The organism is Thioclava sp. 'Guangxiensis', from assembly GCF_045348365.1.
In the GTDB taxonomy this organism is placed as follows: Bacteria; Pseudomonadota; Alphaproteobacteria; order Rhodobacterales; family Rhodobacteraceae; genus Thioclava; species Thioclava kandeliae.
On the sequence record NZ_CP155824.1, the window covers coordinates 494,232 to 518,064 of the forward strand.

Consider the following 23,833-nt stretch of genomic DNA (forward strand, 5'->3'; position numbering starts at 1 on the left):
TCCTCTCTATATGTCACCTGTAAAGAATCGGTATCGAGCAGATAGAGCAGGGCGGCCGGGCGGAGCCGCCGGACAAGGAGGATTTGCCTTCAAGGCCCCGGGTCGCGCTGCCTTGTGGCCGCCTGCAAAAGCGGTTCCAGCCGATCGAGCGCATAGGGTATGGAGAGCGGCGTCATGAACGAGAGCGCCGCTGCCAGATCCGGATCGGCCCAGATCGCGCGCCCGTCGCGGGCCAGACGTGTCGCACGGTAGAGCGGCATCTGCCGGATCGCGTCCGCACTTGCCGGATCCACCAGCCACAGCACCACATCACGATCGAACAGATCGATACGCTCGCGGCTCACCGAGAACTGGCCGGTCGACTGTGCCAGCGCGTCGAAAACAGGCGGCTGCACGAAGCCGAGCTGCTGGAGAAGGGCATTCGCGCCCGATCGCCCGTCATAGCCCACAAAATGGTCGGAGGCATAGAAACCGGTCGTGGCCTGCTGCCCACGGAAGGCGGGATTGGCCTGCGCCATGCGGCTGATCCGGTTTTCGATCCGCGCGATCACCGCCTCCGCCTGCGGCTCGCGCGCTGTAGCCCGCGCGATCAGACGCAGTTCGTCGGTCCATGGCACGCTCCACACATCCTCGCCCGCAGGCCCCGTGATGACCGGCGCGATCTGCGACAGCGCGTGATAGAGCGAGGGGCTCAGGTTATAGAAACTTGCGATGATCAGGTCGGGTTTCTGGGCATAGACCCATTCGATATCGATTTCGTAGCCATATTGCACCGCAGGCCGCCCGCCAAGCGCGCGGCGCGGCTCATCGGCCCAGACCCAGCTGGCATAGGGCTTGTTGCCGAACCATTCATGCACGCCCACCGGCGCGATCCCCAGCGCATAGAGAAAATCCTGCTCGTGATAGCCGATCGTCACGATGCGCTCGGGGGCGTGATCGATGCGGGTGACGCCGAGCCTGTGGGTCACCTCGCGCGGATAGTCCTGCGCCTGCCCGCATAGGGGCAGCAGGCAGATCAGCACGGTCAGGACAAGACGGAGCATAACCACCTCTCAATAGGGCAGGACAAGGGGTGTGCCATGGCGCGGATCGGGGATCACATCCGCTTCAAGATCGAAGACGCGCTTCAGCGTGTCGGGGGTGATTACCTCCGCCGCAGGCCCTTCGGCCACAAGCTTTCCCGCGCGCAAAGCCACGATATGATCGGCAAAACGGGCCGCGAGCGAGATATCATGCAGGCTCATCACCACCGAGCGTCCCTCGGCACGGTTGAGCGCCTGCACCAGTTTCAGCACTTCCAGCTGATGGGGCAGATCGAGCCATGTGGTCGGCTCGTCAAAAAGCTGCCAGCCTGTATCCTGCGCCAGCACCATCGCGATCCAGACCCGCTGGCGCTGCCCGCCCGAGAGCGCCTCGACCGGCCTGTCGCGCAGCGCGACAATATCGGTGGCCTCCATGGCACGGGCAATCACCGCCTGATCGAGCGGACCAAGCGGGCGGAACGGCCTGAGCCACGGCAGACGACCGCGCGCGACCAGCTCCCCCACGCGCAGCCCCTCGGGCGCAAGCGGGGCCTGCGGCAAAAGCCCCAGCCGCCGCGCCAGAGCCTTGGGCGGCAGTGACACCAGATCATCGCCCTCGATCCTCACACGTCCCCGCTCGGGCCGCAAATGGCCGCCGATCGCGCGCAACAACGTGGATTTCCCGCAGCCATTGGGGCCGATGATCGCGGTGACGCAGCCCTTGGGCAGCGTCAGGTCGATCCCGTCGAGCACCCGGTGCCGCTCATAGGAAATGGCAAGATTTTCGACAGTTATGCCCATGCTCCGTCTCCTTTCCGGCCGGATCGCCCGACCAGCACCACCAGAAGCGGCGCGCCCAAGATGCCTGTGAACACCCCCGCAGGCATCAGTGCCCAAGGGGCCGTGGCGGTGACCATCAGATCGGCTACGACCAGAACCAGCGCGCCGCACAGCGCCGCCCCTGCCAGATCGGGGCCGCTCGTGCGCACGCCCATCTGCCGCGAGAGCGCACGGGACAGAGGTCCGGCCATCAGCCCGACAAAGCCCACCGGCCCCACAACAGCGACCGCCGAGGCCACCGCTATGGCGGCGATCAGAAGCACCCCCAGCCGTGCAGGTGCGACCCTGAGCCCCAGCGCACGCGCCAGCTCGTCACCCATTTCAAGGCGCAAAAGAACGCCACGCGCCCAGAGCGCTGCCCCGCACAGCGGCAGCACCACAGCCCAGACAAGTGCGGTGCGGGCCCAGTAGCTGCCGTTGAGCGATCCGGTCATCCACAAGATCGCATCTCCCGCCAGCCGGTCGTCGGCCTGCGCCACCAGAAGTCCCGTGAGACCGCCCAGCGTCAGCGTGAGCCCGACGCCTGTGAGGATCAGGCGGCTCAGTCCACAGGCCCGCCCTGCCAGAACCACAAGCCCCAGCAATCCGCCAAACGCCCCTGCTCCCGCACCGAGCGTCACCGCCATCCCCTGCGCCCCTGCCAGAATGACCAGCACCGCCCCGAATGTGGCGCCTGCCGTCACTCCCAGCATCTCGGGCGCGGCCAGCGGATTACGAAAGAGCGACTGGCAGAGCGCCCCCGAGAGGCCCAGTGCCATACCCGCCCCGATCGCAAGCATGACCCGCGGCAGGCGGAGATCGATCAGCAGCACCCACATCTCCCCCGCAGGCCCCGCCGCCAGAATGGCCCGCAGATCGCCGGGCGAGAACAGGAACCGCCCCAGCGAGAGATCCGCCAGCGCCAGCCCCAGAAGCGCCAGCGAAAAAACCGCCTTCGCCCTCATCGCGCGAGCCTCCCGATCAGCAGGAGGAAACAGGGTCCACCCGCCAGCGCGAGGATCAGACCGGTCTGGATCTCGGCGGGCCGGACCAGCACCCGCCCCAGCGTGTCGCAGGCCAGCAGCACCGCCCCGCCCAGCGGGACCGCCACCAGCACGCCCGCCATGACCTGCGGCCCCACCAACCGGCGCACCAGATGCGGTACCACCAGCCCGATAAAGCCCACCGGTCCGATCATTGCCACCGAGGCCCCCGACAGAAGGGCTACGGCCCCAAGACCCAGCAGCAGGACAGGCCCTGCCCGCACGCCCACGGCCCGTGCCCCCGCATGTCCAAGAGCCAGCGCATCGAGCTTGCGTGACAGCAAAAGCGCCAGCCCCACACCTGCGATCACTGGCCAGCACAGGACATTGAACCGCTCGGGATTGGCGCCCCCCAACGAGCCGATGGTCCAGAATCGGAACTGGTCGCGTGTGCCCTGATCAAGCAGCACGATGGCCGAGACAAGCGCCAGCGCCAGCGCCGAAATAGCCACCCCTGCAAGGGTCAGCCGCAAGATCGCGGCCCTGTCCGCCGCCTTGCCGCCACCGATGGCAAAGACAAGAAGCGCCGCCAGCCCCGCCCCTGCCATGGCCACAAGCCCCAGCGCGACCGGCCCGCCCGCCACTCCCGTCCACAGACACAGCACCACCGCCAGAGACGCGCCGCCATTGACGCCCAAAAGCCCCGGATCGGCCAGCGGATTGCGGCTGATCTGTTGCATCAGCAGCCCTGCAACGGCGAGCGCGGCGCCACAGGTGAACCCTGTCAGCGTCCGCCCCAGACGCAGCCCCTGCACGATAAGATCGGCGGGGCGCGCGGGATCAAAATCGGTCAGAGCGCGCCAGATATCGGCCACGGGAATGACACGCGCCCCCAGCGACAGCGAGAGCGCGGCCACGATCAGGACCGCGCAAAGGGAAAAAAGGAGAGGTAAGACAGAACGCATGGCGATATCCGCTACGGCGTCCCTTGCTGGCAATCGGGCTGGCTTGGGGGCGGTCGTCGATCAGAAGGTGCGGCTCAGGGTCAGCGTGGCCACGCGACCTTCGCCCAAAGCGCAGCCATAACCGTCATAGCAGACGCCGTAATAGTCGCGGTCCAGAAGGTTGGTGACCCCGAAATCGACCGAAAGCGGCTCCGCCTCGTAATGGACGGCCAGATCGAGCAGCGTATGTCCGGGCGTCTTGCGCAGATTGTCCTGCGTCGAATACGAAGAGGATACGAAGCGTGCGCCCGCGCCCACCGATAGCCCTTCCACCCACGAGGACAGGTCCTGATCGAGCCAGAGCGAGATCTGGTGATGCGGGGCCATCGCGTTTTCATTGCCGATCAGGCTCGCATCGCCATTTTTAGTGATCTCGGTATCGAGATAGGTATAGCTGGCCACACCCTGCAGCGTCGGGGTCAGACGCCCCCGCGCCTCCAGTTCGATCCCGCGCGAGCGGATCTCGCCGGCCTGCGAGAAGCTCGACCATGTCGGATCGGTGGTGTCGTAATCCTTCACATTGGTCTTGCGCAGGTCGAACACCGCGCCGCTCAGCATCAGATCGGCACTTGGTGCATAGCGCAGCCCTGCCTCGAACTGGCGGCTCTTGGACGGATCAAGCGCGGCACCGGTGATCGTCTTGCCGATATTCTGGGTGAAGCCCTCGGTATAGCTGGCATAGGGGGTCAGCCCGTTGGCCAGCTCATGCGTCACCCCGATCATGTAGGTCGTGGCCTGATCTTTCTGGGTATCGCTCGTGCCTGCAAGATCATCGGTCTGCTTGGTCTCGAACCAGCTATGGCGCAGGCCGAAGGTCAGCGTGGTGCCCTGATCGAACTTCATATGGTCCTGCAGATAGAGCCCGCGCTCCTCGTAGCGCGAGTGCGTCACCGACGAGAGCCCCGGTTCGGTCACATCGAAATCATAGCTCGGATCATCATAGCTCACGAGATAGGTGCTATCATCGAGATATTGGGTCACCTTGTAACGGCTGAGCTGGTAATCGGCGCCAAACGTCAGACTGTTCTCGGCGCCAAACACGGTCGAACCGTATTCGAGATTGGTATCGAAGCCCAGCGAGCGCGCGTCCTCGACATTGTGGAACGGGTAGTAATAGACCCCTTCCTCTGCCGCGTAGGAATAATCGAGCTGACGGTAATCGGTGTCCTGATGGGCATAGCGCAGGCGCTGGTTGAGCCGCAGCCCGCCGCCGAAATCATGGGTGAAATCCCAACCGATGGATTGCTGGGTGGTCTTCATCTCGTTGTAATCGGGCTCGTGCAACAGCCAGTCATCCGGCAGGCTGCCCCAGCTCGGATCGATATCTTCGCCATTGATCGGCCCCATAAGGATCGGCGTCAGACTGTCATGCTGTACATGGCCCAGCACGGTGAGCGAGGTGGCGTCAGTGGGCGCCCAGGTCAGCGATCCGGCCACGAACTGGCGGTCATTGGCCGAGTCCTCCACATCGGTTTCGCCCCGACGCACAAGCCCCGTCAGCCGCCCCGCAAGCGTGCCGCTCTCGTTGAGCACATTGCCCAGATCGAAGCCGACAGACGCGGTGTCATTGCTGTTATAGCTGGCCTCCACCTCGGCCAGTGGCCCGAAGACAGGGCGCTTGGTTACCAGATTGACCATGCCGCCTGCGTCGTTGGAGCCATAGAGCACGCCCGCAGGACCGCGCAGCACATCGACCCGCTCGATCATATAGGGGTCTGACGTAAAGCCCGAGAAATTCAGCGCCTTCTGCGGCAACCCGTCACGGTAAAGCGCATTCGGCCCCATATCGAAGCCACGGATCGAGAACTGGTCATAGCGGTCATCGGTGCCCCATGTAGAGGCATTCACTCCCGCCGAATAGGCGATCGCATCCTCGACCTGACGCGGCTTGCGGGCCTCGAGCTCGGTCGAGGTGACAACGGTGATCGATTGCGGCACCTCCGCCAGCGGCACGCCGGATTTGACGCCCGTCTCGGTGGCCGGTGCCAGATAGCCTGTGACCGCGCCCGAATAGGCAAGGTTCTCGCGCACGATGATCGGCGGCAGGGCGTAGGTGTCACTGCCCGCGCTCTGCCCGTCGGCGCTGTCTTGCGCCATCGCCGGATGCACCGGCAGAAGGGTCAGCGCCGTGCTGGCCATGAGGGCTGCAATCGCCATAGGCCGGACCATGCGCGATGGGGTATGGAGAGGAGAAGTCATCAAGAATGTCCCAAAAGCAAGGGCGCAACCGCGCCGGAACTGACATGGAGGTCAGCGCTCGCCTGGGGACAACCTAGGATGCGCGGACCATATCCAGCCTCACGGGTATGTCAACCACCCGAGAGCATTGCGGACCGGACTGCCTTTGCGTCAGTGTCTCCGGCCCGCAACACGCGCGGCTAGAGCCCCGCGAAAGCCTGATCCAGCCGCGCCTTGAGGCGCGTATGGAAAGCCGTCTCGCCGATGATGCGCAGATGGTTGGTCCCCGCGATCACCTGCGCCGCCGTGGCCTGCGGGCTAAGCCTGCGCCAATCCAGCAGGTTCAGCCCGCGCGAGAGGCTGTCGCCCGCACTAAAGGACGCCACCGGCACATCGAGCGGTTGCTGGCGGTGTCTGCGGAATACCAGCGCATTGTCGATCAGCACCCAGAAGGTGTGCTCGCGGCTCGAGATTTCAGGCCCGTCAAAGGGCAAGGGCTCGGCCTCATTGCCGATAAAGCGCAGGAACTGGGCGTAGCATTCGGCATCCATCGCCCCGATCAGCCGGTCCCATTGCGCCCGCATCTTCGTGCGCGCGAGCCATGCGGCCAGATCGGCCTCGAGCGCCTCGCGCTCGCCCGCCCCGAATTGCGGCGCGACGCCGGGAGTGAATTCCGGCCCCAGATCGCAGACATCGACCATGCCGATCAGCCGTAGATCGACCGCGCCCTGCAATTGCCGCGCGGCCTCCCATGCCAGAAGCCCGCCCCATGACCAGCCAAGGAAGGCCACAGGCTGGCCCTGTGCCTCGGCACGGATATGGGCGGCATATTCGGCCACCACCTCCTCGACCGAGACATTGAGCCGCTTTTCCTCGTTGAGCGACTGGCACAGGAAGCCCGTCACCGGCTGATCAGGGCCAAGATAATCGGTCAGCCGCTGGTATTCGCGGGTCGAGACCAGAAGACCGGGGAAGCAATAGAGCCGCGGACGTGTGCCGCCCGCCCGCAGGGCGATCGCCCGCCGTCCGGTCCCCCGCGCCCCGATCCGCGCGGTGAGGGCGCGCACCGTGGGGGCGTCGAACAGATCGGCAATCGTCAACACCGTCTCGGGCCAGAGCCTGCGCATGCCTGCCAACGCCTTGAGCGCCAGCAGCGACTTGCCCCCCATCGCAAAGAAATCATCCGTAACGCCCATCTCGGGTTGGCCCAGAAGATCGCGCCAGAGCGGCAGCAGCAGTGCCTCGGCCTCTGTCTCGGCGGCCACGCCCAGACAGGGCCGTCCCCGCGCCTCGGGCAGCGGGAGGGCGGCGCGGTCAAGCTTGGCATTGGGATTGGTGGGCATCCGTTCCAGCACCATCACCACCTCGGGCAGCATGTGGGCGGGGAGTTTTGCCGCCAGCGCCGCCGCAAGACGCTCCTCGGAGGCCGCGCCGGTGGCAGGCCCCGTCACATAGCCGATCAGCCGTTTCTGCCCGCCGTCTTCGCGCAAAAGCACCAGCGCCTCCGACACCTCGGGCTCGGCCAGAAGGGCGGCCTCGATCTCGCCTGGTTCGATCCGGTAGCCATTGATCTTCACCTGCAGATCGACACGGCCCAGAAAATCGATCGTGCCATCCTCGCGCCAGCGCCCCAGATCGCCGGTGCGGTAAAGCCGCCCGCCCGAACTGCCATCCAGATCCGGCCCGAACGGGTCGGGTACAAAGCGGTCCGCCGTGACATCGGGCTTGCCCACATAGCCACGTGCGACCCCCGTGCCGCCCAGATAGATCTCGCCCACCACGCCCGCAGGACAGGGCATCATCTCGGCATCAAGCACATAGGCCCGCCTGTCGCCCACCGCACGGCCCAAAGGCGCATAGGTGCCGGTAAACCGTGTGCCTGCAGGCACTTTCCAGACCATCGGCGTCATGATCGTCTCGGTCGGACCATAGCCGTTGATCAGGGTCTTGGCCCCAAGAGCGCGCGACAACAGATCGAAGGTCGATTGCGCCAGTCCCTCACCCCCGAAGGAATAAAGGCGCATCGGTGGGGCGCTGCCCGTTTCCTCGGCCCATTCTGCCAGCTGCTGCAGATAGGTGGTGGGGATCGAGGCATTGTTGCAGCCGTGGCGGCGCATCGCGTCCAGCGTCTGCTCGGGCGTCCAGAGCGGGCCATCGGGGATCACCACCGAGCCCCCCATCATCAGGGGCACCATCCAGCGCTCATGCCCGCCATCCGAGGAAAACGGCAGGAAGGGCAGCTCGCGGCTCTCCTCGCTCATCTCGTAGACCCGCGCGGTGGTCTGGTTGTGATGCGAGAGCGGCCCATGCTCGACGGCCACCCCTTTGGGTTTGCCGGTCGAGCCCGAGGTATACATGATATAGGCCAGCTGGTCGGGATGGATCCGCACCTGCGGCGCATCGGGGCGCGGCGCGTCGTTCAGATCATCGAGACAGAGCACCGCCGCTTCGAGCCCTTCGGGCAGACGGTCGGCATAGCGCCTGCGCGTCAGCACAACCCGCACCCCCGCATCGCGCAGGATATGGTGGTTACGTGCCGCCGGATGGTCGGGCTCGACCGGAATATAGGCCCCACCCGCCTTCATCACCGCCAAAATAGCCACTACGGCCTCGGCCCCGCGCTCGATGGCAATCGCCACCGGCACATCCGCGCCGACCCCCAGACCCACCAGCCGGTGGGCCAGCGCATTGGCCTGCCCCTCCATTTGCGCATGGCTGAGCTGCGTGTCACCACAGATGATGGCCGTCTTGTCGGGGGTCCGACGCGCATGGCATGCGATGATCTCGTGGGTCGGGCGCGGATCGATGGGGCCGGTATCGGGATAGGGGGCCGACAGCCGGTCGAGTTCGGGGAGCGTCAGCAGCGGCAGACGGGCAAGCGGCGCCTCGGGTGCGGCCATGCCCTGCGTCAGCACCCGCCCGATATGGTGCAAAAGCGCCTCGATCTGCGCCGGCGTATGGCGGGTGGCATCGGCGCTGGCCGTCATGTGCAGCACTCCCTCGCCCGGCTCGGCCACAATCACCACCTCCTCGGCCAGTGGTGGCATGGCACGCGCGCGCCGCCCGACCCCCTGCGGCAGAGCGCGCAAGGGCCGAAGATAGAGCGCTACCGCCCCGAGCGGTCCGCCCTCGCGCGCCAACTCTTCCTGCTCCAGCAGCTCCGCGGGAAGCGCATTGGCGCGCGCCTCCGTGATCCGGCGGGCGGTATCAGTGCAGGCCGCCCCAAAGCCACGCATCCTCTCGGGGGCCAGACAGAGCGGCAGGATTGTGCCCTGCCGGTCCACGGAGCGCTCCGGTCCCTGCCCCAGCACGAAACGCAGCGCGGTCTCCCCCTCGCCATAACGTCCGAGCACGACACCAAGGGCCGTGGCCAGTGCTGTCTCGACGTCCTCGGGCGCAAGCCCCGCAGGCAGGTCGAATTGCGCCTGCGCCGTAGAGCGCGCCGCCCGCGCGGCTATGGCGGGATCGACGGGCATGGCGGGGAGCTGCGCGACAGGATAGCTCGCCAGCCGCGCCTTCCATCCCGCCAGACGTCTGCGGCGGTCCTCGAGAGACACCGGGGCCGCCGGAGCGGTATCACGCGGTTCCGGCCCCGACCCCATGGCCTCCCAGAGTGCGGCTTCGACCGAGGCGAACACCCCGTCATCGGCCAAAAGGGGATGCGCACGGATCGCAACGATCCGTCCGCCATCTTGCCTCCCACTGACCAGCACCCGGACAGGGGCCGTCTCGAGATCGGGTGTCAGCCGCGCCAGCGCCGCGGGCAGACAGTCTTCGGGCGCGCAGGGCTCGGGCAGGGTCCGGCCATCCTGATGGCGCAGCACCTCGCCGCCCGCCTGCGGCTCGAGCCGTGCGGTAAAGAGCGGATGGCGGGCCAGCACCTGCGCCAACGCCGCATCGAGCCCCTTCTGCGCATCGTGATCGAATTCCAGCACCAGCATCTCGGGGGTGAACGGCGCCAGTTCGCCCACGCGGGCATGGGCATAAATCCGGCGCTCGATCGGGCTGAGCGCGCGCATGGTCTCGAACGGAAGATCCTTGCTCATGGGCGGACCTCCTGCAGCGCGAGGGGTCGCATATCGCACCAGCGCTGGCGCAGATCGGCAAGGGCCGCTTCATGCGGCAGCGCGGGCCCCACCGGCTCCCAGCCAAGGGGCACCGGATGATGGGCCTTCGACAGCCCGAAGCGGCCTTCATGGTTGCGCAGGATACGCCAGAGCGGCGCGGAGAGAGGATCGGTCATCGTCTTTGTCCTTCGATGCAATCGGAGCGGCCGAGCGGAGCCTTAGGGCCGGCGGTCATTTCCCTAGACGCCACGGGGGGCGCGAAATTCACCACACCGCGCGAAAAAATTATTTTTGCGTGTGGGGGTGAATTCCGGAGCGGCTGGCGCGTCTTGGGAGCAGGACCGACCAAACCGAGGCGCCCAGATGGCCCCCCCAGACCTTTCAGATCCCGATCTTCCCCGACTTGCCCGCAAGCTCGGCCTGCCTGTCATGGCGGGGCTGTCGCTCAATGCGCTTCATCAGGTGGTCGATGCGGGGTTCGTCGCGCGCCTTGGCACCGAGCCTCTGGCCGTGCTCTCGCTGATGGCACCGCTTGCGGGACTGGTGGCGGCGCTCGGGATCGGGATCGGCATCGGCGCGGCCAGCCTGACGGCGCGCGCCTTGGGGGCGGCGGATACACAGATGGCGCGGGCCGTTGCAGGGCTTGCGCTGGTCACGGCGCTGGGGCTTGCGGCGGGGCTCTGTAGCGCGCTCTGGCTGGCGCAGGCACCGGTTCTGGGCCTTCTGGGGCTGGAGCAGACCGACCCTCTCGCGGGGCTTGCCCGCGGATATTTCCCGTTCCTCATCCTGACCATGGCGGGCTCGCTCATGCAGATCCAGTGCGATTTTCTGGCCATCGGGCGCGGCGCCTCTGCCACGAGCCTCAAGCTTCTGGCGCTCTGTTTCGGATTGAATATCGCGCTCGATCCGCTCTTCATCTTCGGGCTTGGCTACGGGCTCGAGGGGGCGGCGATCGCAACGCTCTGCGCGCAGAGTGTCACGCTTGGCGCTTGGGCGCTGTGGTTTGCGCCCCTTTCACGCCGCCCCTGTCTGGACCGTATCGCCCCTCTGGCCGATATGGCGCGGATCGGGTTGCCGGAGGCGGGATCTGTGCTGCTGACCACGCTCAGCATGATGGCGGTCCTGCATCTGGCGCTCGTGCTGGGCGATACCGCCACTCTGGCCGCCTTGGGGCTTGCGCTCAGACTGCTGCTGATCGTGCAGCTCCCGATGGAAGGGTTCGCGCTGGGGCTCCAGCCGCTTCTGGCCCATGCCATCGGCGCGCGCGATCCCGCCCGCCTGCGCGCGGTGTTCCGCTACGGGCTGCGCGCCCTGATCGGGGCGGGGGCGGGGACGTGCGTGGCCATCCTCCTGCTGGCCCCCCTGCTCGCCGCGCTCCTTGCCCCAGGTCCGGATCTTGCGGGCCAGACCGTCCCGCTCCTGCGCTGGCTCGCGCTGGGGCTGCCCGCCCTCGCGCTGCGCCTGCAGGTGCAGATCCTGCTGCAGTCACGGATCGACCCGCTGCGCGCCAGCTGTCTGGGCCTTGCGCCTGCGGGCTGGCTGCTCTGGCCGCTTCTGGCGCTGATGCTGCCCCTCCTCGGCGTGGCGGGGCTCGCCCCCGCACTGACCCTTGCCACCCTCCTCGGCGGTGCGCTCGCGCTCTGGATGATGCGCAGCGCCCCCACCCCATTCCAACCAAGGGAGATGTCCCATGACCCTCAATCCTGACCTAGAGATCGGGCCTGACCTAGAGATCGGGCCTGACACAGCGAACGGGCCTGATGACCTGATCAGCCCTGCCCGCCCCCATGCGCTGGCGGCCTCCGCGCCCCCGATCTTCCAGTCCAGTTCCTTCCTTTTCGAGAGCTATGACCAGATCGCCGATGTGTTCGCCGGGCGCTCGGACCGTTTTATCTATTCGCGCGGCGACAATCCGACGGTGAGCGAGCTGGAGGGGCTGATCGCGCGGCTTGAACAGACCGAGGCCGCGCGCGGCTTTGCCTCCGGTATGGCGGCGATCTGTGGCGCGATCCTGCCTTTCGTGAAAAGCGGAGACAGGGTCGTGGCCGTGCGCCATCTCTATTCCGATGCCTTCCGGCTTTGCGAGACCGTGCTGAAACGCTTTGGCATCGAGACCGTCTATATTGATGGGCGCGACACCCATGCCCTGATGGAGGCCCTGCCGCAGGCGGCCCTCCTCTATCTGGAGAGCCCCACCAGCTGGACCTTCCACGAGCAGGATCTGGCCACGCTGGCCGCAGCGGCCCGCGCGGCAGGCACGCTCAGCGTCATCGACAACAGCTGGGCCACGCCGCTCTATCAGAAGCCCGCGACGCTGGGCATCGATCTGGTGGTCCATGCCGCGTCGAAATATCTCTCGGGCCATAGCGATACGCTGGGCGGGCTGGTGGCGGGATCGCGGGAGCTGATCACGCGGATCGATCACGAGGCCACCCATCTTTACGGCGCGCGCATGTCGCCGATGGATGCGTTCCTGATCCTGCGCGGCATGCGCACGCTCGATCTGCGCATGGGGCGTCATATGGCCTCGGGGCTGTCGCTGGCGCGCAAACTGGCCGCGCATCCCGCCATCAGCGCCGTCAATCATCCGGGGCTCGCGCCATGGGCGGCCTCCGCGCTTGCCGGCTATGGCGGGCTCTTCGCTTTTGATCTGCACGAGGGGATCGATGTGGCGCGCTTTTGCAATGCGCTCGAAACGATCCGGATCGGGGTCAGCTGGGGTGGGCCCGAGAGCCTCATCGTGCCGGGCAGTGCGGCTTGCGGTCTGGCGGGGGCGGCCAATTCCTTCCGCTACTTCGGGGTCAGCCCGCGCACCATCCGGCTGGCTGTGGGGCTCGAGCCGGTCGAGATCCTCGCGGCGGATCTGACGCAGGCGCTTGCGGCCGCCCAACAGATGGAGGCTGCGCAATGAGCCCCAAGCTGCTTGCCGAAGGACAGGGGCTCGCGCCGCGCACACGGTGGTTCGACCTCGAGGACAGCATCACCGGCGCGGTCAGGCGGGTGTTCCTCTGGCTCCCCGAAGGCCCCGCGCCACAGGCGGGCTGGCCCGCGCTATGGATGCTTGACGGCAATGCGGTGATCGGCACCGCCATTGATGCGATGCGGGCACAGGCCTTCTGGCCGACGGGTACGGGGCTTGGCTGGGGCGCGCTGGTGGCGGTGGGCTATCCGAGCGATGCGCCCTATGACAGCTTCCGCCGCAGCTGGGATCTGGGCCCGCCGCCGGGCCGCAGCTACCCGCCCTTCCATGAAGGCGGGCCGGAGGTGCGCACGGGCGGGGGCGCCGAGATGGCGCGGTTCCTGCTGGAAGATGTCCGCCCCTTCCTCGACACAATCGCCCCGCTCGACCCGGACAACCGCGCGCTATTCGGCCATTCCTTTGGCGGGCTGTTCGCGTTGTGGCTGATGTTTACGCAACCGGCCGCGTTCCGCCATGTGATTGCGGCAAGCCCCGCGATCACATGGGAGGAGAGCTTCATTCTTGAACATCTGGCAGGGTTCACCCCGCCCACCACCACCGCGCCGCGTGTGCACCTGTCGGCGGGCGAATGGGAGGGGGACATCCTTGCTCCCTTCCAGCGCGCGGCCCCCGATGCCGAGTTCCGTCTGGCCGAGAAAGCCCGCACCCGCACCGTGGCGGCCGCACAGGAGATGGCCCAGACGCTCGCCGCCATGGGGATCGAGACGCACTACGAGACCTATGCCGGCGAGACCCATATGTCGGTGTTGCCTGTTGCCATCAATCGCGCCCTGCACTGGGCTTTTGCCCTGCCCCCCGAGGAGCCAACCCATGCCTGATGATCTTTCTCCCTTCCCGCAGGCCGTCACCCTGCCCTGCGGCACTGTGTTCGCGGTCAGCGATCATGGCGAGGGGCGGCTTGCGCTTGCGGCCCCTGAAATCCCTATGCCCCCCGATCAGCTTTTCGCCAAAACGCTGTCCGCCTGCGAGCGCCTGACCGCGCAGGGGCCGGAGGTGGCGCTGCGTCTTGATGGGGCGGCATGGGCGCCGCTGCTCCCGCGGCTCAGGGCGCAGGGCGTGGCGCTGGCCTGCGCGGGCGGGGATTTCGTTCTGCCCGAAACGCTCTGGCAGGTGCCCGATCTCTGGCTGTGCCATGACGCGCCCGCCTATCCGCTGGTCTGGCGGCAGGGCCCCCATGGCCGCCACCCGCTGCGCCCGCCTGCGCCGGAAGGGCAGCTCTATCGCCGCTATATTCCCTGGCTCGGCCAGACATTCGGCCTGCGCGCGCTCACCATGGACGATCTGCCCCTGTTCCACCGCTGGCAGAACGACCCGCGCGTGGCGGCCTTTTTCGAGGAGGCGGGCAGCCTCGAGGCCCATCAGGCCTATCTCGAGCGGCTTTTGGCCGATCCGCATATGACGGGGGTGATCGGGATGCTCGATGACATGCCCTTCGCCTATTTCGAGCTGTACTGGTGTCGCGAGAACCGGATCGGCGCGCATTACGAGGCAGGCCCCTTTGATCGGGGCTGGCATGTGCTGGTGGGCGAGGAGAGCGTGCGCGGGGCGGACTATATCACCGCATGGCTGCCCTCGCTCATGCATTACATGTTCCTGTCCGAGCCGCGCTGTGCCCGCATCATGGGAGAGCCGAAGGCCAGCCATGCCCAGCAGCTTCGCAATCTGGCGCGGGCGGGCTTTGCCCATCTGCGCGATTTCGACTTCCCCCATAAACGTGCCAGCCTCGTTGCCCTCGACCGCCAGCATTTCTTCGAGACCCGCGCATGGGCGCGCCCCGCGCCCACAGACGGCCAGCCGCTCCGGCTATCGGCCGCGCGCCTTCTGGATAAAGGAGACTGGTAATGACTTCTCACGATAGTGAATTCGATCTGATCGGCATGGGCTTCGGCCCCTCGAACCTCGCGCTTGCCGTGGCGTTGCACGAGCGGAATGCGGGGCTGCGCACCCGTTTTCTCGAAGCGCGCCCGCAATTCGCGTGGCATCCTGAAATGATGATTGAAGGCGCCGATATGCAGGTCTCCTTCCTCAAGGATCTGGTCAGTCAGCGTAATCCGCAAAGCGCGTTTTCCTTCGTGGCCTATCTGCATGCCAAGGGGCGGCTCGGGCGGTTCATCAACCGCAAGACCTTCTTCCCCAGCCGTGTCGAGTTCAATGACTATCTGGCATGGGTGGCGGGCCAGCTACCTGTCTGCACCTATGACCGCAAGGTGGTGGGGCTTGCCCCCGTGAAGCGCCATGGGCGGATCGACGCGGTCTCGGTGATTGCCGAGGACCGTCAGGGGCGGCAATGGGCCGAGACGGCGCGCAATCTCATCCTCGCGCCCGGTGGCCAGCCGCGCTGGCCAGCCGCGATCGAGGCCCTGCGCGATGATCCGCGTGTCATCCATTCACGCGATTACCTGTCCCGCGCTTTGCCCCGCCTGAAGCCCGGCATGCGGGTGGCGGTGATCGGCGGCGGCCAGAGCGGGGCCGAGATCTTCGACGATCTGGCCAGCCGCCCCGAAGCGCCCAGGATCGATCTAGTGCTGCGCGCGACCGCCCTGCGGCCGTCCGACGATACGCCTTTCGTCAACGAGATCTTCGACCCCGCAGGCACCGACCGGTTCCATGCCCGCTCCGAGACAGAGCGGCACGAGACCCTCAGGGCGCTGGCCGCCACCAATTATTCGGTGGCCGATGCCGATCTGATCGAGCGGCTCTATGACCGGCTCTACGAGCAGAGCGTCACCGGCGAGGACCGTCTGGGCGTGCATCCCGAACAGCGGCTCACCGGCGCCCATAGGCGGCAAAACGGCGTGGTGCTGGCATTTGCGGGGCCACAGGGGCCCAAGGAGATCGCCGCCGATCTGGTGATCCTCGCCACCGGGTTCGAGCGCCGGATCGACGGGCGGTTGCTGGGCGATCTGGCGCCGCATTGGACGGGCGATCTGCCCGACCGGAGCTATCGCCTACCGATGGAAAACGGCTTTGCCCCCGGCATTTTCGTGCAGGGGTTCAGCGAGAGCACCCATGGCCTGAGCGATACGCTCCTGTCGGTGCTGGCGCTGCGCGCGGACGAGCTGGCACAGAGCCTGATCGGGCTGGCGCAGGCGCGCCGCCACAGCCTCGCCGCCGAGTGAGCGGGAGGGGAGGCCGCATCCGGCGGCCTCCTGCCCATGCCGCGGCGTCAGGGCGCCGCCTGACTTGTGGAGAGCCTTGTCTGTAAAACACTGCCCGTGCTAGGTCTGGCCCATCTACTCAGCGACGCGCCCGGCAGATGATCCCTCCCTTTTCAGGTGATGCCATGCCCGTTGCTGCCCCCCCTTCCTTGCCCGATACCGCCCTGCGGGCGGATCTGCTCGATACGCTACAGTCACGACGCGAACGGCTTCTATGTCAGGCCATGCGCGTGCTGGGAAACCGCGATCAGGCCGAGGATGTCCTGCAGGAAGCGGCGCTGCGCTGCCTCGACTGTCCGTTGCGGCGCGAGCAGATCGCCCGTCCGCAGGCATGGCTTGGCTGCATGGTCCGCAATCTCGCCATCGACCAGTATCGCCGCACAAAGCGCCAACCGGGAGCGGAGCCGGTCACCGAACTTCCTTGCCCGCAGGCCGATCCCGAGCGGTTATTGCTCGACCGACAGCGCCTGGATCTCCTGGAGCAAGGTTTGGCCCGCGTGCCGGACCGCGACCGGAGCATCTTTCTGGACCACAGGCTGGGCGGGATACGACAGCGCGATCTGGCCACGCGCGAGGGTCTTTCGCCCGCCCGCATCAATGCGATCATCGCCCGTGTCCATGCCCAGCTACAGGACGTGCTCGAGCCGCAGCGGCCGGAGCATTGACCCATGCGCCTGCCGCGACATGCCGACAGGCTCCTGTGCCGCCCCGATTCCATGACCATCCTGCTGACAGGCCATGATGACGGTCCCGCGCATCTGCGTGCCGACAGGCTCGTGGCGCAGGGCCAACAGGCACTCGGCCTGCCCGCGAGCCGCGTGCCCTGCCGGCCCCGCGCGCCCCGCGACTGGCCTCCGGGCACGCGGGGCAGCCTCAGCCATTGGGGGCCATTCACGCTCTGTCTGCTCCATCGCGGGACCGGCTGCCATTGGGGGGTCGATATCGAAGGCGTGCCGGAGTGGCAGACCGCGCAAGACATCCTCTCGGTCGCGTTGGGCCCGTCCGAACGTGCGCTCCTCGATCATGGCAGCGATGCATTGCTCTGGCAGGCGGCTGCGGTCTTCTCGGCCAAGGAAAGCGTCTACAAGGCGGTCTATCCAAGTGTCGGGCGGGTGCTTGAATTCGATGCGATCCGGCTCGCCGCGCGGCCCTCGGGGGGGGCGCTCGTCTTCGCGCCCTCCGCAGAACTGCTCGCATTCTTTCCCGCAAGGCGCCGCATAACCGTGCCCGTCTTCCACCTCGGGGAGGCGGTCCTCAGCTTTTGCCGGATGGAAGATGCCCGCGCGGCGCGGGTGGATGACAAGGAACAGCCACCCGAAATCCGCGCTCCCCGTGCCTACCGCGATCAGGCACCGTAATCGGTATCGCTCACCTTCTCGAGCCATGTCACGGGGGAGCCGTCGATACTCTCCTGCACGGCAATATGGGACATGGCGGTTTGCGGTGCTGCCCCATGCCAGTGTTTCTCCCCTGCTGGGAAAAAGACCACATCGCCGGTGCTCACCTCCTCGACCGGCCCGCCCTCGCGCTGGACCCGCCCGCGCCCGAAGGCGATGATGATGGTCTGGCCTGCGGGATGGGTGTGCCATGCGGTTCGCGCGCCGGGCTCGAACGTGACATGGGCACCGCTCGTGCGGCCCGGTGCGTCGGCTTGGAACATCGGGTCGATGCGCACGGTGCCGGTGAAATAGGCCTCGGGGCCCGGAGCGGAGGGCGTGCTGCCTGCGCGGATGATTTTCATGGTTGTCTCCTCGGGTTGGATGGCGCGGAAAACCGCTCCACCGGATAGGGCTGCCCGCTGTGTTGCGGCGGGGCGTGCCCTGCATAGTTGCGGCCAGCCTGCGGAGAAGGCAAGCGGAGGGCGCTCAGGCCAGATGGGTCTCGAAGAAACCCTGAAGCCGGTCGAAGGGAATGATCTCCTTGCGGTCATAGAGGTCGACGTGATCTGCGCCCTCGATGATCACCAATTCCTTCGGTTCGGCCGCCCGCGCATAGGCATCTGCGCTGAAATAGCGCGAATGCGCCTCCGAGCCCGCGATGATCAGCGCCGGACGCGGCGAGATCTCGTCGAGATAGGTCAGCTGTGGCATATTCATGAAGGACAGGGGCGAGGTGGTGTTCCAGCCGCCATTCGAGTTGAGCGCGCGCGGATGATAGCCCCGATCCGTCTTGTAATAGCCATGATACATGGCGATGACCGGATTATCGATCCCTTCCAGACTGTCGGGCAATCCGCCCGCCCGTTCCGGCGCCGCCTCCGAGGCCGCATCCTCCCAGCGCTGGCGGCTCATCGCCTCGAGGGCGGCCTGACGCGCCTCGCCGCTCATCGCATCGTTATAACCATGCGCCATCACGCGGCTCATGTCATACATGGAGGTCACCGCCACCGCCTTTACCCGCTTGTCAGGGGCGGTCGCATTCAGCGCCTTGCCGCCAAAGCCGCAAATGCCGATGAGGCCGATCCGCTCGCGGTCGATTTCCGGCGCAAGGCCAAGGAAGTCGACCGCCGCCATGAAATCCTCGGTATTGATATCGGGCGAGGCCACATAGCGCGGCACACCGCCGCTCTCGCCGATATAGGACGGGTCGAAGGCCAGCGCCGCAAAGCCGCGCTCGGCCATCTCCTGCGCGTAAAGGCCTGCCGCCTGTTCCTTGACCGCGCCGAAAGGGCCGGCGATGGCAAGGGCGGGCAGCGCCCCACGGTGCTCCTTTGGCAGGTAGAGATCGCCCACCAACGCGATGCCGTAGCGGTTGGTAAAGGCGACCTTGCGGTGATCGACACGCGCGCTTCGGGGGAAGGTCTTGTCCCATTCGGGCGTGGCCTGCGCGAGCGCGGCCTCGGCACTCAGGGTGATCATGCCCAGGGCTGCGGCCCCGAGGCCCGCCCCCAGAAGAAGGTCGCGACGGGCGGGATCTGCGGGATCTGTCTGCTCGGTCATGGGAAACTCCATCATCATATACGTCCTGCCCCCAATCTGGCGCGATCCGGCCCGCTGGATAAGGCCGCCATCAGGCATCGGCCCCATGAACAGGATTCATGCAATGGGACAAGATTTCCGGCAGAACATCTGACAAACTGGTCACAGCATGACCGAACTTCAGGAGATATTCATGGACCGCGAACTGCTCGGTGATCTCTCGACCCTTCTGGCCGTCAGCGAGGAGGGCAATTTCACCCGCGCCGGACACCGGCTGGGCATCTCGCAATCCGCTGTCAGCCATACGATCCGGCGGCTCGAGGACCGGATCGGCATCCGGCTGCTGAACCGTAGCGCGCGCAAGGTGACGCCCACCGATGCGGGGGCACAGCTTCTGGCGGCGCTCGCGCCAAGCTTCGCGCAGCTGGGCAACCGGATCGAGGAGATCCGCACCTTGGGCGAGCGCCCCTCGGGGCTGGTGCGCGTGACCTCGAGCGCGCCTGCCACGCGCGATTACCTCTGGCCGGTGGTCTCGCAGCTGGTGCGCGACTATCCCGAGGTGCGGATCGAGATCAGCAGCGACGGACGGCTCTCCGATCTGGCCGAGGACCGCTTCGATTGCGCAATCCGGCTAGGCGAGCATCTGAGCCCCGATATGATCGCGGTGCCGGTCGGGCCCCCGCTGGAAATGGCCGCCGTGGCCGCGCCCGATTATCTTTCACGCCGCGGCACCCCCCTCCATCCCGACGATCTGGAAGAGCATGACTGCCTTCTGATGCGTCACCGTGCCGATGGCCCTGTCTATGACTGGGAATTCGAGGCGGATGGCACCGAGATCGTGAAAAAGCTGACCGGCCCATTCATCCTCAACGATCCGGCTCTGGTGCGCGAGGCCGTGCGCGCCGGCCACGGCATCGGCTTCCTGCCGCTTCCGGAGGTCCGCGCCGATCTCGCGACCGGAGAGCTGCGGCGTGTGCTCGCGGAGTTCTGTCCGGCCTTTGCGGGCTATCACCTGTGCTATATGGGCCGGCACAACCTCAGCTCGGCCCTGAGGTTGCTGATCGACCGGCTGCGGTTCAGGAGCTGACGGGCGGCAGAACCGCCCCCATCAGTCCGTGATCCCCTTGGACAGCATCAGCACACGGCAGGCCTCGGCCATGCATTGGCGCGCGGCACGGCGCTCGGGCGTATCCGCAAAGCGCGCGTCGAGAAGAAGTTCGATCTGGTCACGGGCGTCCTTTACCGTCATCCCGCCGAGGCTCAATCCGCACCGCATCCAGACACCATCTATTACGGAAATCAGCGCATCGGTCATGCCTTCGGCGGTCTGCGCCTCGGACAGGCTGCGCAGGGGGCCGATCAGATTGCTGCGGGTGCGGGCATAGATCACCGTCTGGATACGCTGATATTGCCGGTTATAGGGCACGGCCGCGCTGAGCGACATCCAGCCCTGCGCGATCGAGGGGCGGAACGCACGAGGCGAGAGGTTGGCCTCGACCACCGCATAGATCCGCTGCCACGGATTTCGCGCCACTTTCATCAGCGCCGAAACCTCGTCACGCAGGGCGCTGTTGCCATGACGCAAGGCCGCCTCAAGCAGATCGTCCTTATTGCCGAAATAATGCAGCACACTGGCTTTCGAGACCCCCGCCTCCTCGGCCACACGCGCAAGCGTCGTGCCCGCCATGCCGTAACGCGCAAGGCATTGATGCGCGGCTCGGGCAAATTCGCGGCGCCGGATCTGCGATAACGGTCTGCGTCCCAAAAGCAGCCCTCCTTCTTATATCGGGACGTTTTCGGTAGAGTAGATTGACCGATAGGTCAACTTATCTTAACAATGCGTATATTGACCGCAGAGTCAGCTTATAGACCACAGGATAGGATATACGAATATGATGACCGCCAGAGCGGCGCTCGCTGCCAGCGCTTTCCTTGCCTCCGCCACCTTTGCACAAGCCGATTGCAGCAAGGTCCAGCTCGCCGAGCCGGGCTGGACCGATACGGCCCTGACCTCGGGCATCGCGCAGGTTCTTCTCGAACAGCTGGGCTATAGTGCCAATGTCGAGCTGCTGAGCATCCCGATCATCTACCAATTCATGGCCAAGAAGGATGTCGACGCCTTCCTTGGCTACTGGGATCCGGCGATGGCACAGTATTACAAGCCGTTCAAGGAAGATGGCTCGGTCGTGACGGTCACCCAGAATCTCGAGGGCGCCAAATATACCTGGGCCGTGCCATCCTATGTCTATGAGGCGGGCGTGCATGATTTCGCCGATATCGCCGCGCATGGCGACGAATTCGACCACAAGCTCTACGGCCTCTCGCCGGGATCGAATGACAGCATGATCGACGCGCGCGACAATGGTGGCTTCGGTCTCGAGGACTGGCAGATCGTCGAAAGCTCCGAGCAGGGCATGCTCGCGCAGGTGGAAAGCGATGTGAAACGCGGCAAATGGATCGTGTTCATGGGCTGGGCGCCGCATCCGATGAATACGGAATTCGACATGCGCTACCTGACGGGCGGTGACAAGTTCTACGGCCCCGATTTTGGTGGTGCCACTGTTCATACACAGTTCCGCAAAGACTATGCGGAGGAATGCCCCAATACCGGCAAGCTGCTCTCGCAGCTCAAGTTCACGGTCGATATGGAGAATATCGGCATGGGCTATATCCTCAATGACGGCATGTCACCGACCGATGCGGCCCGCAAGCTGCTCGGCGAGCATAGCGATATGCTGGAGGGCTGGCTGGCGGGCGTAACCACCCGCGACGGCAACCCCGCATTGCCGGCCGTCAGGGAAGGGCTCGGGCTGTGAGCGAGGCGGCAGACCGTTTCGCGCAGGTCAACGGGGTCCGTCTGTGCTACCGCATGGACGGCCCTGCCGATGCGCCTGCCATCTTTCTGGTCACCGGCCTCGGGATGCAACTGACGGAATGGCCCGAAACACTGGTCGCAGGTTTGGCCCGGAACTTCCGCGTGATCCGGCCCGACAATCGCGATATGGGCCTCTCGCAGCGGATGGGACAGCCCTTTGCGCAGGTGCCCGAGGGGTTTCGCTGGATCAGCCGCCATGCCATAGCTGCCCCCTATCACCTTAGCGATATGGCCGATGATGTGCTGGCGCTGGCCGATCATCTGGGCATCGAGCGCTTTGCCTGTGCAGGTTTCTCGATGGGCGGCATGATCGCGCAGCATGTCGCGATGCAGGCCCCCGGGCGGGTGACGGCGCTTGTGTCGCTGTCGAGCGCGGATGGCGAGCCGGTGGCCGAAGGCACCCCCGAGAACACCGTGATGATCGAGCGTTTCTTTTTGCTGCCCGCCGATCGCGAAGGACAAATGCAGACCTATTGCGAGAGCGCCGAATATTACTCGGGCGGAACGATGCTTGCCGATGATCCGCGGACGCGGGCGGGGGCGAAGGCGCTGCTCGACCGGTCCGATCTGGGCGGGGGCAATGGCGGCGGCTACCTGCGACAGGCCATGGCCATCACCGACAGCCCCGATTGGGTGAGCGGTCTGGGCCGGCTCGACCTGCCGGCGCTTGTGGTCCATGGGACAACCGATCCCTGCCTTCCCTTGCAATTGGGCCAGCAGGCGGCCGCGCGCATTCCGAACGCCGGTCTGCGGATCTATAAGGGCTTGGGTCACTGGATCTCGGAAGAGGTCGTGGGGGATCTGTGTGACTGGTTCGAGGACACACTGTGCACGACCTCCGCGCAGGCGCAGGATCAGTGCTGACTACCCCAGATAAGTGGTGGCCCATCGGGCCGCCACCCGCCCCGATCTATCAGGGGCGCCCCTCGCCACTGCGCCGGAACGCATTCGGGGTCATCCCTATGGTCTTGGTAAATGTGCGGCTGAAATAGGTGATATCGGCAAAGCCCGAACGCTGCGCCACATCCTGCACCGAGAGCCGCGTATAGGCCAAGAGGCGCTTGGCCTCCAGCATCCGGCGCTTGCGGATCAGCTCGTTGGGCGAGGTGCCGAGGATACGCCGGCATACGCGTGTCAGATGCGGCGGCGAGACGGCCATGGCGCGGGCGTAGTCGGGGATCGGCATGCTCTGGGTAAAATGCGCCTCGACCAGCTCGCAAAATGCCTGCGCCTGCAGCTCGTGACGGTTCATCTCGCTATGGAACGCGGTGCCGCCGACCGGCGCGATCCGGCGCAACTCCCCGATCAGCGACAGGAGCGTTGCTTGGGTCAATGCTCCCAGAAGCGCCGCCCGCTCGCTGCCCATCGAGTGGTAGACATCCCTGATCTGGCGCATCAGCATGTCGATCGCCTCGAAACGCTGCGCGGCGGGGCCGGTCAGGATACCGCCCGAGGACTGCATCACCTGCCGGAGCTTCTCCAGCACCGGCGGAGCGATCTCGGCCACGGGGATCGAGAGCACATCCCCGTCGATCGCCTCCGGAAAACGGAACCCGTGCGGCGTCTCGGGCGGCACCAGCAGCACCAACGGCGTGCTGCTGTGATAGTCGACCTCGCCGATCCGCAGCCGCACCCCCGCCGTGCGGAACAGGAAGACCTGCACCAGTCTCGCATGGCGGTGGAGCCGGATCGTCCAGTCATTCTGGCTCGAACGCTCGAAGATCGTCTCGTGATGGATCGGGTCGGTAAACGCCCCCGAGAGCAGTTCGCCATAGAGTTCGTAGATCGGGATCATCCGCGACATGACATCCCCCTTTTTCGCTCCTCCG

At 66.1% G+C, this 23,833-nt stretch carries 21 protein-coding genes; 10 read left to right on the forward strand and 11 right to left on the reverse strand.

Annotated elements, in window-relative coordinates; all coding sequences use genetic code 11:
* Positions 1 to 89: 89 nt before the first annotated feature.
* From ABEB22_RS19570 to ABEB22_RS19600, 7 genes are all read right to left on the reverse strand, one after another.
* On the reverse strand, positions 90 to 1,043 hold the full coding sequence (locus ABEB22_RS19570; protein ID WP_349295037.1) for an ABC transporter substrate-binding protein: 954 nt from the start codon (positions 1,041 to 1,043) through the stop codon (positions 90 to 92).
* Between the two features lie 9 nt (positions 1,044 to 1,052).
* A complete protein-coding gene (locus tag ABEB22_RS19575) occupies positions 1,053 to 1,823 on the reverse strand; it encodes an ABC transporter ATP-binding protein (protein WP_339115553.1) in 771 nt (256 codons plus the stop codon).
* Positions 1,814 to 2,806 carry an iron ABC transporter permease gene (locus tag ABEB22_RS19580; protein WP_349295038.1) on the reverse strand — a complete coding sequence of 331 codons (993 nt, stop codon included), beginning with the start codon at positions 2,804 to 2,806 and terminating at the stop codon, positions 1,814 to 1,816. Before ABEB22_RS19580 ends, ABEB22_RS19575 begins: the two co-directional genes overlap by 10 nt.
* Entirely contained in the window at positions 2,803 to 3,789 is a 987-nt protein-coding gene (locus ABEB22_RS19585) for an iron ABC transporter permease (RefSeq protein ID WP_349295039.1), read from the reverse strand. Before ABEB22_RS19585 ends, ABEB22_RS19580 begins: the two co-directional genes overlap by 4 nt.
* A 60-nt stretch (positions 3,790 to 3,849) precedes the next feature.
* Positions 3,850 to 6,027 (reverse strand): TonB-dependent siderophore receptor, encoded by a 2,178-nt coding sequence (locus tag ABEB22_RS19590; protein ID WP_339115556.1) that lies wholly within the window; start codon positions 6,025 to 6,027, stop codon positions 3,850 to 3,852.
* A 179-nt stretch (positions 6,028 to 6,206) separates the two neighbouring features.
* A complete protein-coding gene (locus ABEB22_RS19595; protein WP_349295040.1) occupies positions 6,207 to 10,052 on the reverse strand; it encodes an amino acid adenylation domain-containing protein in 3,846 nt (1,281 codons plus the stop codon).
* Positions 10,049 to 10,249 (reverse strand): hypothetical protein, encoded by a 201-nt coding sequence (locus tag ABEB22_RS19600; RefSeq protein WP_349295041.1) that lies wholly within the window; start codon positions 10,247 to 10,249, stop codon positions 10,049 to 10,051. The genes ABEB22_RS19595 and ABEB22_RS19600 overlap by 4 nt, the downstream gene beginning before the upstream one ends.
* Positions 10,250 to 10,436: 187 nt before the next feature.
* On the opposite strand from ABEB22_RS19600, the gene ABEB22_RS19605 reads away from it, so the two are divergent.
* From ABEB22_RS19605 to ABEB22_RS19635, 7 genes are all read left to right on the forward strand, one after another.
* Complete coding sequence (locus ABEB22_RS19605; RefSeq protein WP_349295042.1) at positions 10,437 to 11,780, forward strand: MATE family efflux transporter; 1,344 nt, start codon at positions 10,437 to 10,439, stop codon at positions 11,778 to 11,780.
* A complete protein-coding gene (locus tag ABEB22_RS19610) occupies positions 11,764 to 12,984 on the forward strand; it encodes a PLP-dependent transferase (RefSeq protein WP_349295043.1) in 1,221 nt (406 codons plus the stop codon). The genes ABEB22_RS19605 and ABEB22_RS19610 overlap by 17 nt, the downstream gene beginning before the upstream one ends.
* Complete coding sequence (locus tag ABEB22_RS19615; protein WP_349295044.1) at positions 12,981 to 13,871, forward strand: alpha/beta hydrolase-fold protein; 891 nt, start codon at positions 12,981 to 12,983, stop codon at positions 13,869 to 13,871. Before ABEB22_RS19610 ends, ABEB22_RS19615 begins: the two co-directional genes overlap by 4 nt.
* On the forward strand, positions 13,864 to 14,895 hold the full coding sequence (locus ABEB22_RS19620; RefSeq protein WP_349295045.1) for a GNAT family N-acetyltransferase: 1,032 nt from the start codon (positions 13,864 to 13,866) through the stop codon (positions 14,893 to 14,895). The genes ABEB22_RS19615 and ABEB22_RS19620 overlap by 8 nt, the downstream gene beginning before the upstream one ends.
* Positions 14,895 to 16,172, forward strand: coding sequence for a SidA/IucD/PvdA family monooxygenase (locus tag ABEB22_RS19625; RefSeq protein ID WP_349295046.1), 1,278 nt, complete (start codon positions 14,895 to 14,897; stop codon positions 16,170 to 16,172). Before ABEB22_RS19620 ends, ABEB22_RS19625 begins: the two co-directional genes overlap by 1 nt.
* 164 nt (positions 16,173 to 16,336) lie before the next feature.
* Positions 16,337 to 16,876, forward strand: a complete 540-nt coding sequence (locus ABEB22_RS19630) for a sigma-70 family RNA polymerase sigma factor (RefSeq protein WP_339115564.1) — start codon at positions 16,337 to 16,339, stop codon at positions 16,874 to 16,876.
* A 3-nt stretch (positions 16,877 to 16,879) separates the two neighbouring features.
* Complete coding sequence (locus tag ABEB22_RS19635; protein ID WP_339115565.1) at positions 16,880 to 17,569, forward strand: 4'-phosphopantetheinyl transferase superfamily protein; 690 nt, start codon at positions 16,880 to 16,882, stop codon at positions 17,567 to 17,569.
* On the opposite strand, the gene ABEB22_RS19640 is transcribed toward ABEB22_RS19635, so the two are convergent.
* The gene (locus ABEB22_RS19640) at positions 17,557 to 17,952 is read right to left on the reverse strand and encodes a cupin domain-containing protein (RefSeq protein WP_349295047.1); all 396 of its coding nucleotides are present in this window, start codon (positions 17,950 to 17,952) and stop codon (positions 17,557 to 17,559) included. The genes ABEB22_RS19635 and ABEB22_RS19640 overlap by 13 nt on opposite strands.
* A gap of 124 nt (positions 17,953 to 18,076) precedes the next feature.
* On the reverse strand, positions 18,077 to 19,150 hold the full coding sequence (locus ABEB22_RS19645; RefSeq protein ID WP_349295048.1) for an alpha/beta hydrolase: 1,074 nt from the start codon (positions 19,148 to 19,150) through the stop codon (positions 18,077 to 18,079).
* Between the two features lie 172 nt (positions 19,151 to 19,322).
* Here ABEB22_RS19645 and ABEB22_RS19650 point away from each other — a divergent pair, with 172 nt between their 5' ends.
* Positions 19,323 to 20,216 (forward strand): LysR family transcriptional regulator, encoded by an 894-nt coding sequence (locus tag ABEB22_RS19650; RefSeq protein ID WP_339115568.1) that lies wholly within the window; start codon positions 19,323 to 19,325, stop codon positions 20,214 to 20,216.
* A gap of 21 nt (positions 20,217 to 20,237) precedes the next feature.
* Here the strand turns inward: ABEB22_RS19650 and betI are convergent, their stop codons facing one another.
* Positions 20,238 to 20,894 carry a transcriptional regulator BetI gene (gene betI / locus ABEB22_RS19655; protein ID WP_339115569.1) on the reverse strand — a complete coding sequence of 219 codons (657 nt, stop codon included), beginning with the start codon at positions 20,892 to 20,894 and terminating at the stop codon, positions 20,238 to 20,240.
* 127 nt (positions 20,895 to 21,021) lie between these two features.
* Between betI and choX the strand changes: the two genes are divergently transcribed.
* Both choX and ABEB22_RS19665 read left to right on the forward strand, forming a co-directional pair.
* Complete coding sequence (choX, locus tag ABEB22_RS19660) at positions 21,022 to 21,945, forward strand: choline ABC transporter substrate-binding protein (protein WP_349295049.1); 924 nt, start codon at positions 21,022 to 21,024, stop codon at positions 21,943 to 21,945.
* On the forward strand, positions 21,942 to 22,868 hold the full coding sequence (locus ABEB22_RS19665; protein ID WP_349295050.1) for an alpha/beta fold hydrolase: 927 nt from the start codon (positions 21,942 to 21,944) through the stop codon (positions 22,866 to 22,868). Before choX ends, ABEB22_RS19665 begins: the two co-directional genes overlap by 4 nt.
* A 49-nt stretch (positions 22,869 to 22,917) precedes the next feature.
* Here the strand turns inward: ABEB22_RS19665 and ABEB22_RS19670 are convergent, their stop codons facing one another.
* Entirely contained in the window at positions 22,918 to 23,808 is an 891-nt protein-coding gene (locus ABEB22_RS19670; protein ID WP_349295051.1) for a helix-turn-helix domain-containing protein, read from the reverse strand.
* Positions 23,809 to 23,833 lie beyond the last annotated feature (25 nt).

What these genes read in the sequence shown, in the direction of transcription:
- ABEB22_RS19640 (WP_349295047.1), bottom strand. Translation starts at nt 17,952, where the DNA reads ATGAAAATCATCCGCGCAGGCAGCACGCCCTCCGCTCCGGGCCCCGAG.
- ABEB22_RS19625 (WP_349295046.1), top strand. Translation starts at nt 14,895, where the DNA reads ATGACTTCTCACGATAGTGAATTCGATCTGATCGGCATGGGCTTCGGC.
- ABEB22_RS19635 (WP_339115565.1), top strand. Translation starts at nt 16,880, where the DNA reads ATGCGCCTGCCGCGACATGCCGACAGGCTCCTGTGCCGCCCCGATTCC.
- ABEB22_RS19585 (WP_349295039.1), bottom strand. Translation starts at nt 3,789, where the DNA reads ATGCGTTCTGTCTTACCTCTCCTTTTTTCCCTTTGCGCGGTCCTGATC.
- ABEB22_RS19570 (WP_349295037.1), bottom strand. Translation starts at nt 1,043, where the DNA reads ATGCTCCGTCTTGTCCTGACCGTGCTGATCTGCCTGCTGCCCCTATGC.
- ABEB22_RS19645 (WP_349295048.1), bottom strand. Translation starts at nt 19,150, where the DNA reads ATGACCGAGCAGACAGATCCCGCAGATCCCGCCCGTCGCGACCTTCTT.
- ABEB22_RS19575 (WP_339115553.1), bottom strand. Translation starts at nt 1,823, where the DNA reads ATGGGCATAACTGTCGAAAATCTTGCCATTTCCTATGAGCGGCACCGG.
- ABEB22_RS19615 (WP_349295044.1), top strand. Translation starts at nt 12,981, where the DNA reads ATGAGCCCCAAGCTGCTTGCCGAAGGACAGGGGCTCGCGCCGCGCACA.
- ABEB22_RS19620 (WP_349295045.1), top strand. Translation starts at nt 13,864, where the DNA reads ATGCCTGATGATCTTTCTCCCTTCCCGCAGGCCGTCACCCTGCCCTGC.
- ABEB22_RS19595 (WP_349295040.1), bottom strand. Translation starts at nt 10,052, where the DNA reads ATGAGCAAGGATCTTCCGTTCGAGACCATGCGCGCGCTCAGCCCGATC.
- ABEB22_RS19610 (WP_349295043.1), top strand. Translation starts at nt 11,764, where the DNA reads ATGACCCTCAATCCTGACCTAGAGATCGGGCCTGACCTAGAGATCGGG.
- ABEB22_RS19600 (WP_349295041.1), bottom strand. Translation starts at nt 10,249, where the DNA reads ATGACCGATCCTCTCTCCGCGCCGCTCTGGCGTATCCTGCGCAACCAT.
- ABEB22_RS19580 (WP_349295038.1), bottom strand. Translation starts at nt 2,806, where the DNA reads ATGAGGGCGAAGGCGGTTTTTTCGCTGGCGCTTCTGGGGCTGGCGCTG.
- ABEB22_RS19590 (WP_339115556.1), bottom strand. Translation starts at nt 6,027, where the DNA reads ATGACTTCTCCTCTCCATACCCCATCGCGCATGGTCCGGCCTATGGCG.
- ABEB22_RS19670 (WP_349295051.1), bottom strand. Translation starts at nt 23,808, where the DNA reads ATGTCGCGGATGATCCCGATCTACGAACTCTATGGCGAACTGCTCTCG.
- choX (WP_349295049.1), top strand. Translation starts at nt 21,022, where the DNA reads ATGATGACCGCCAGAGCGGCGCTCGCTGCCAGCGCTTTCCTTGCCTCC.
- ABEB22_RS19605 (WP_349295042.1), top strand. Translation starts at nt 10,437, where the DNA reads ATGGCCCCCCCAGACCTTTCAGATCCCGATCTTCCCCGACTTGCCCGC.
- ABEB22_RS19650 (WP_339115568.1), top strand. Translation starts at nt 19,323, where the DNA reads ATGGACCGCGAACTGCTCGGTGATCTCTCGACCCTTCTGGCCGTCAGC.
- ABEB22_RS19630 (WP_339115564.1), top strand. Translation starts at nt 16,337, where the DNA reads ATGCCCGTTGCTGCCCCCCCTTCCTTGCCCGATACCGCCCTGCGGGCG.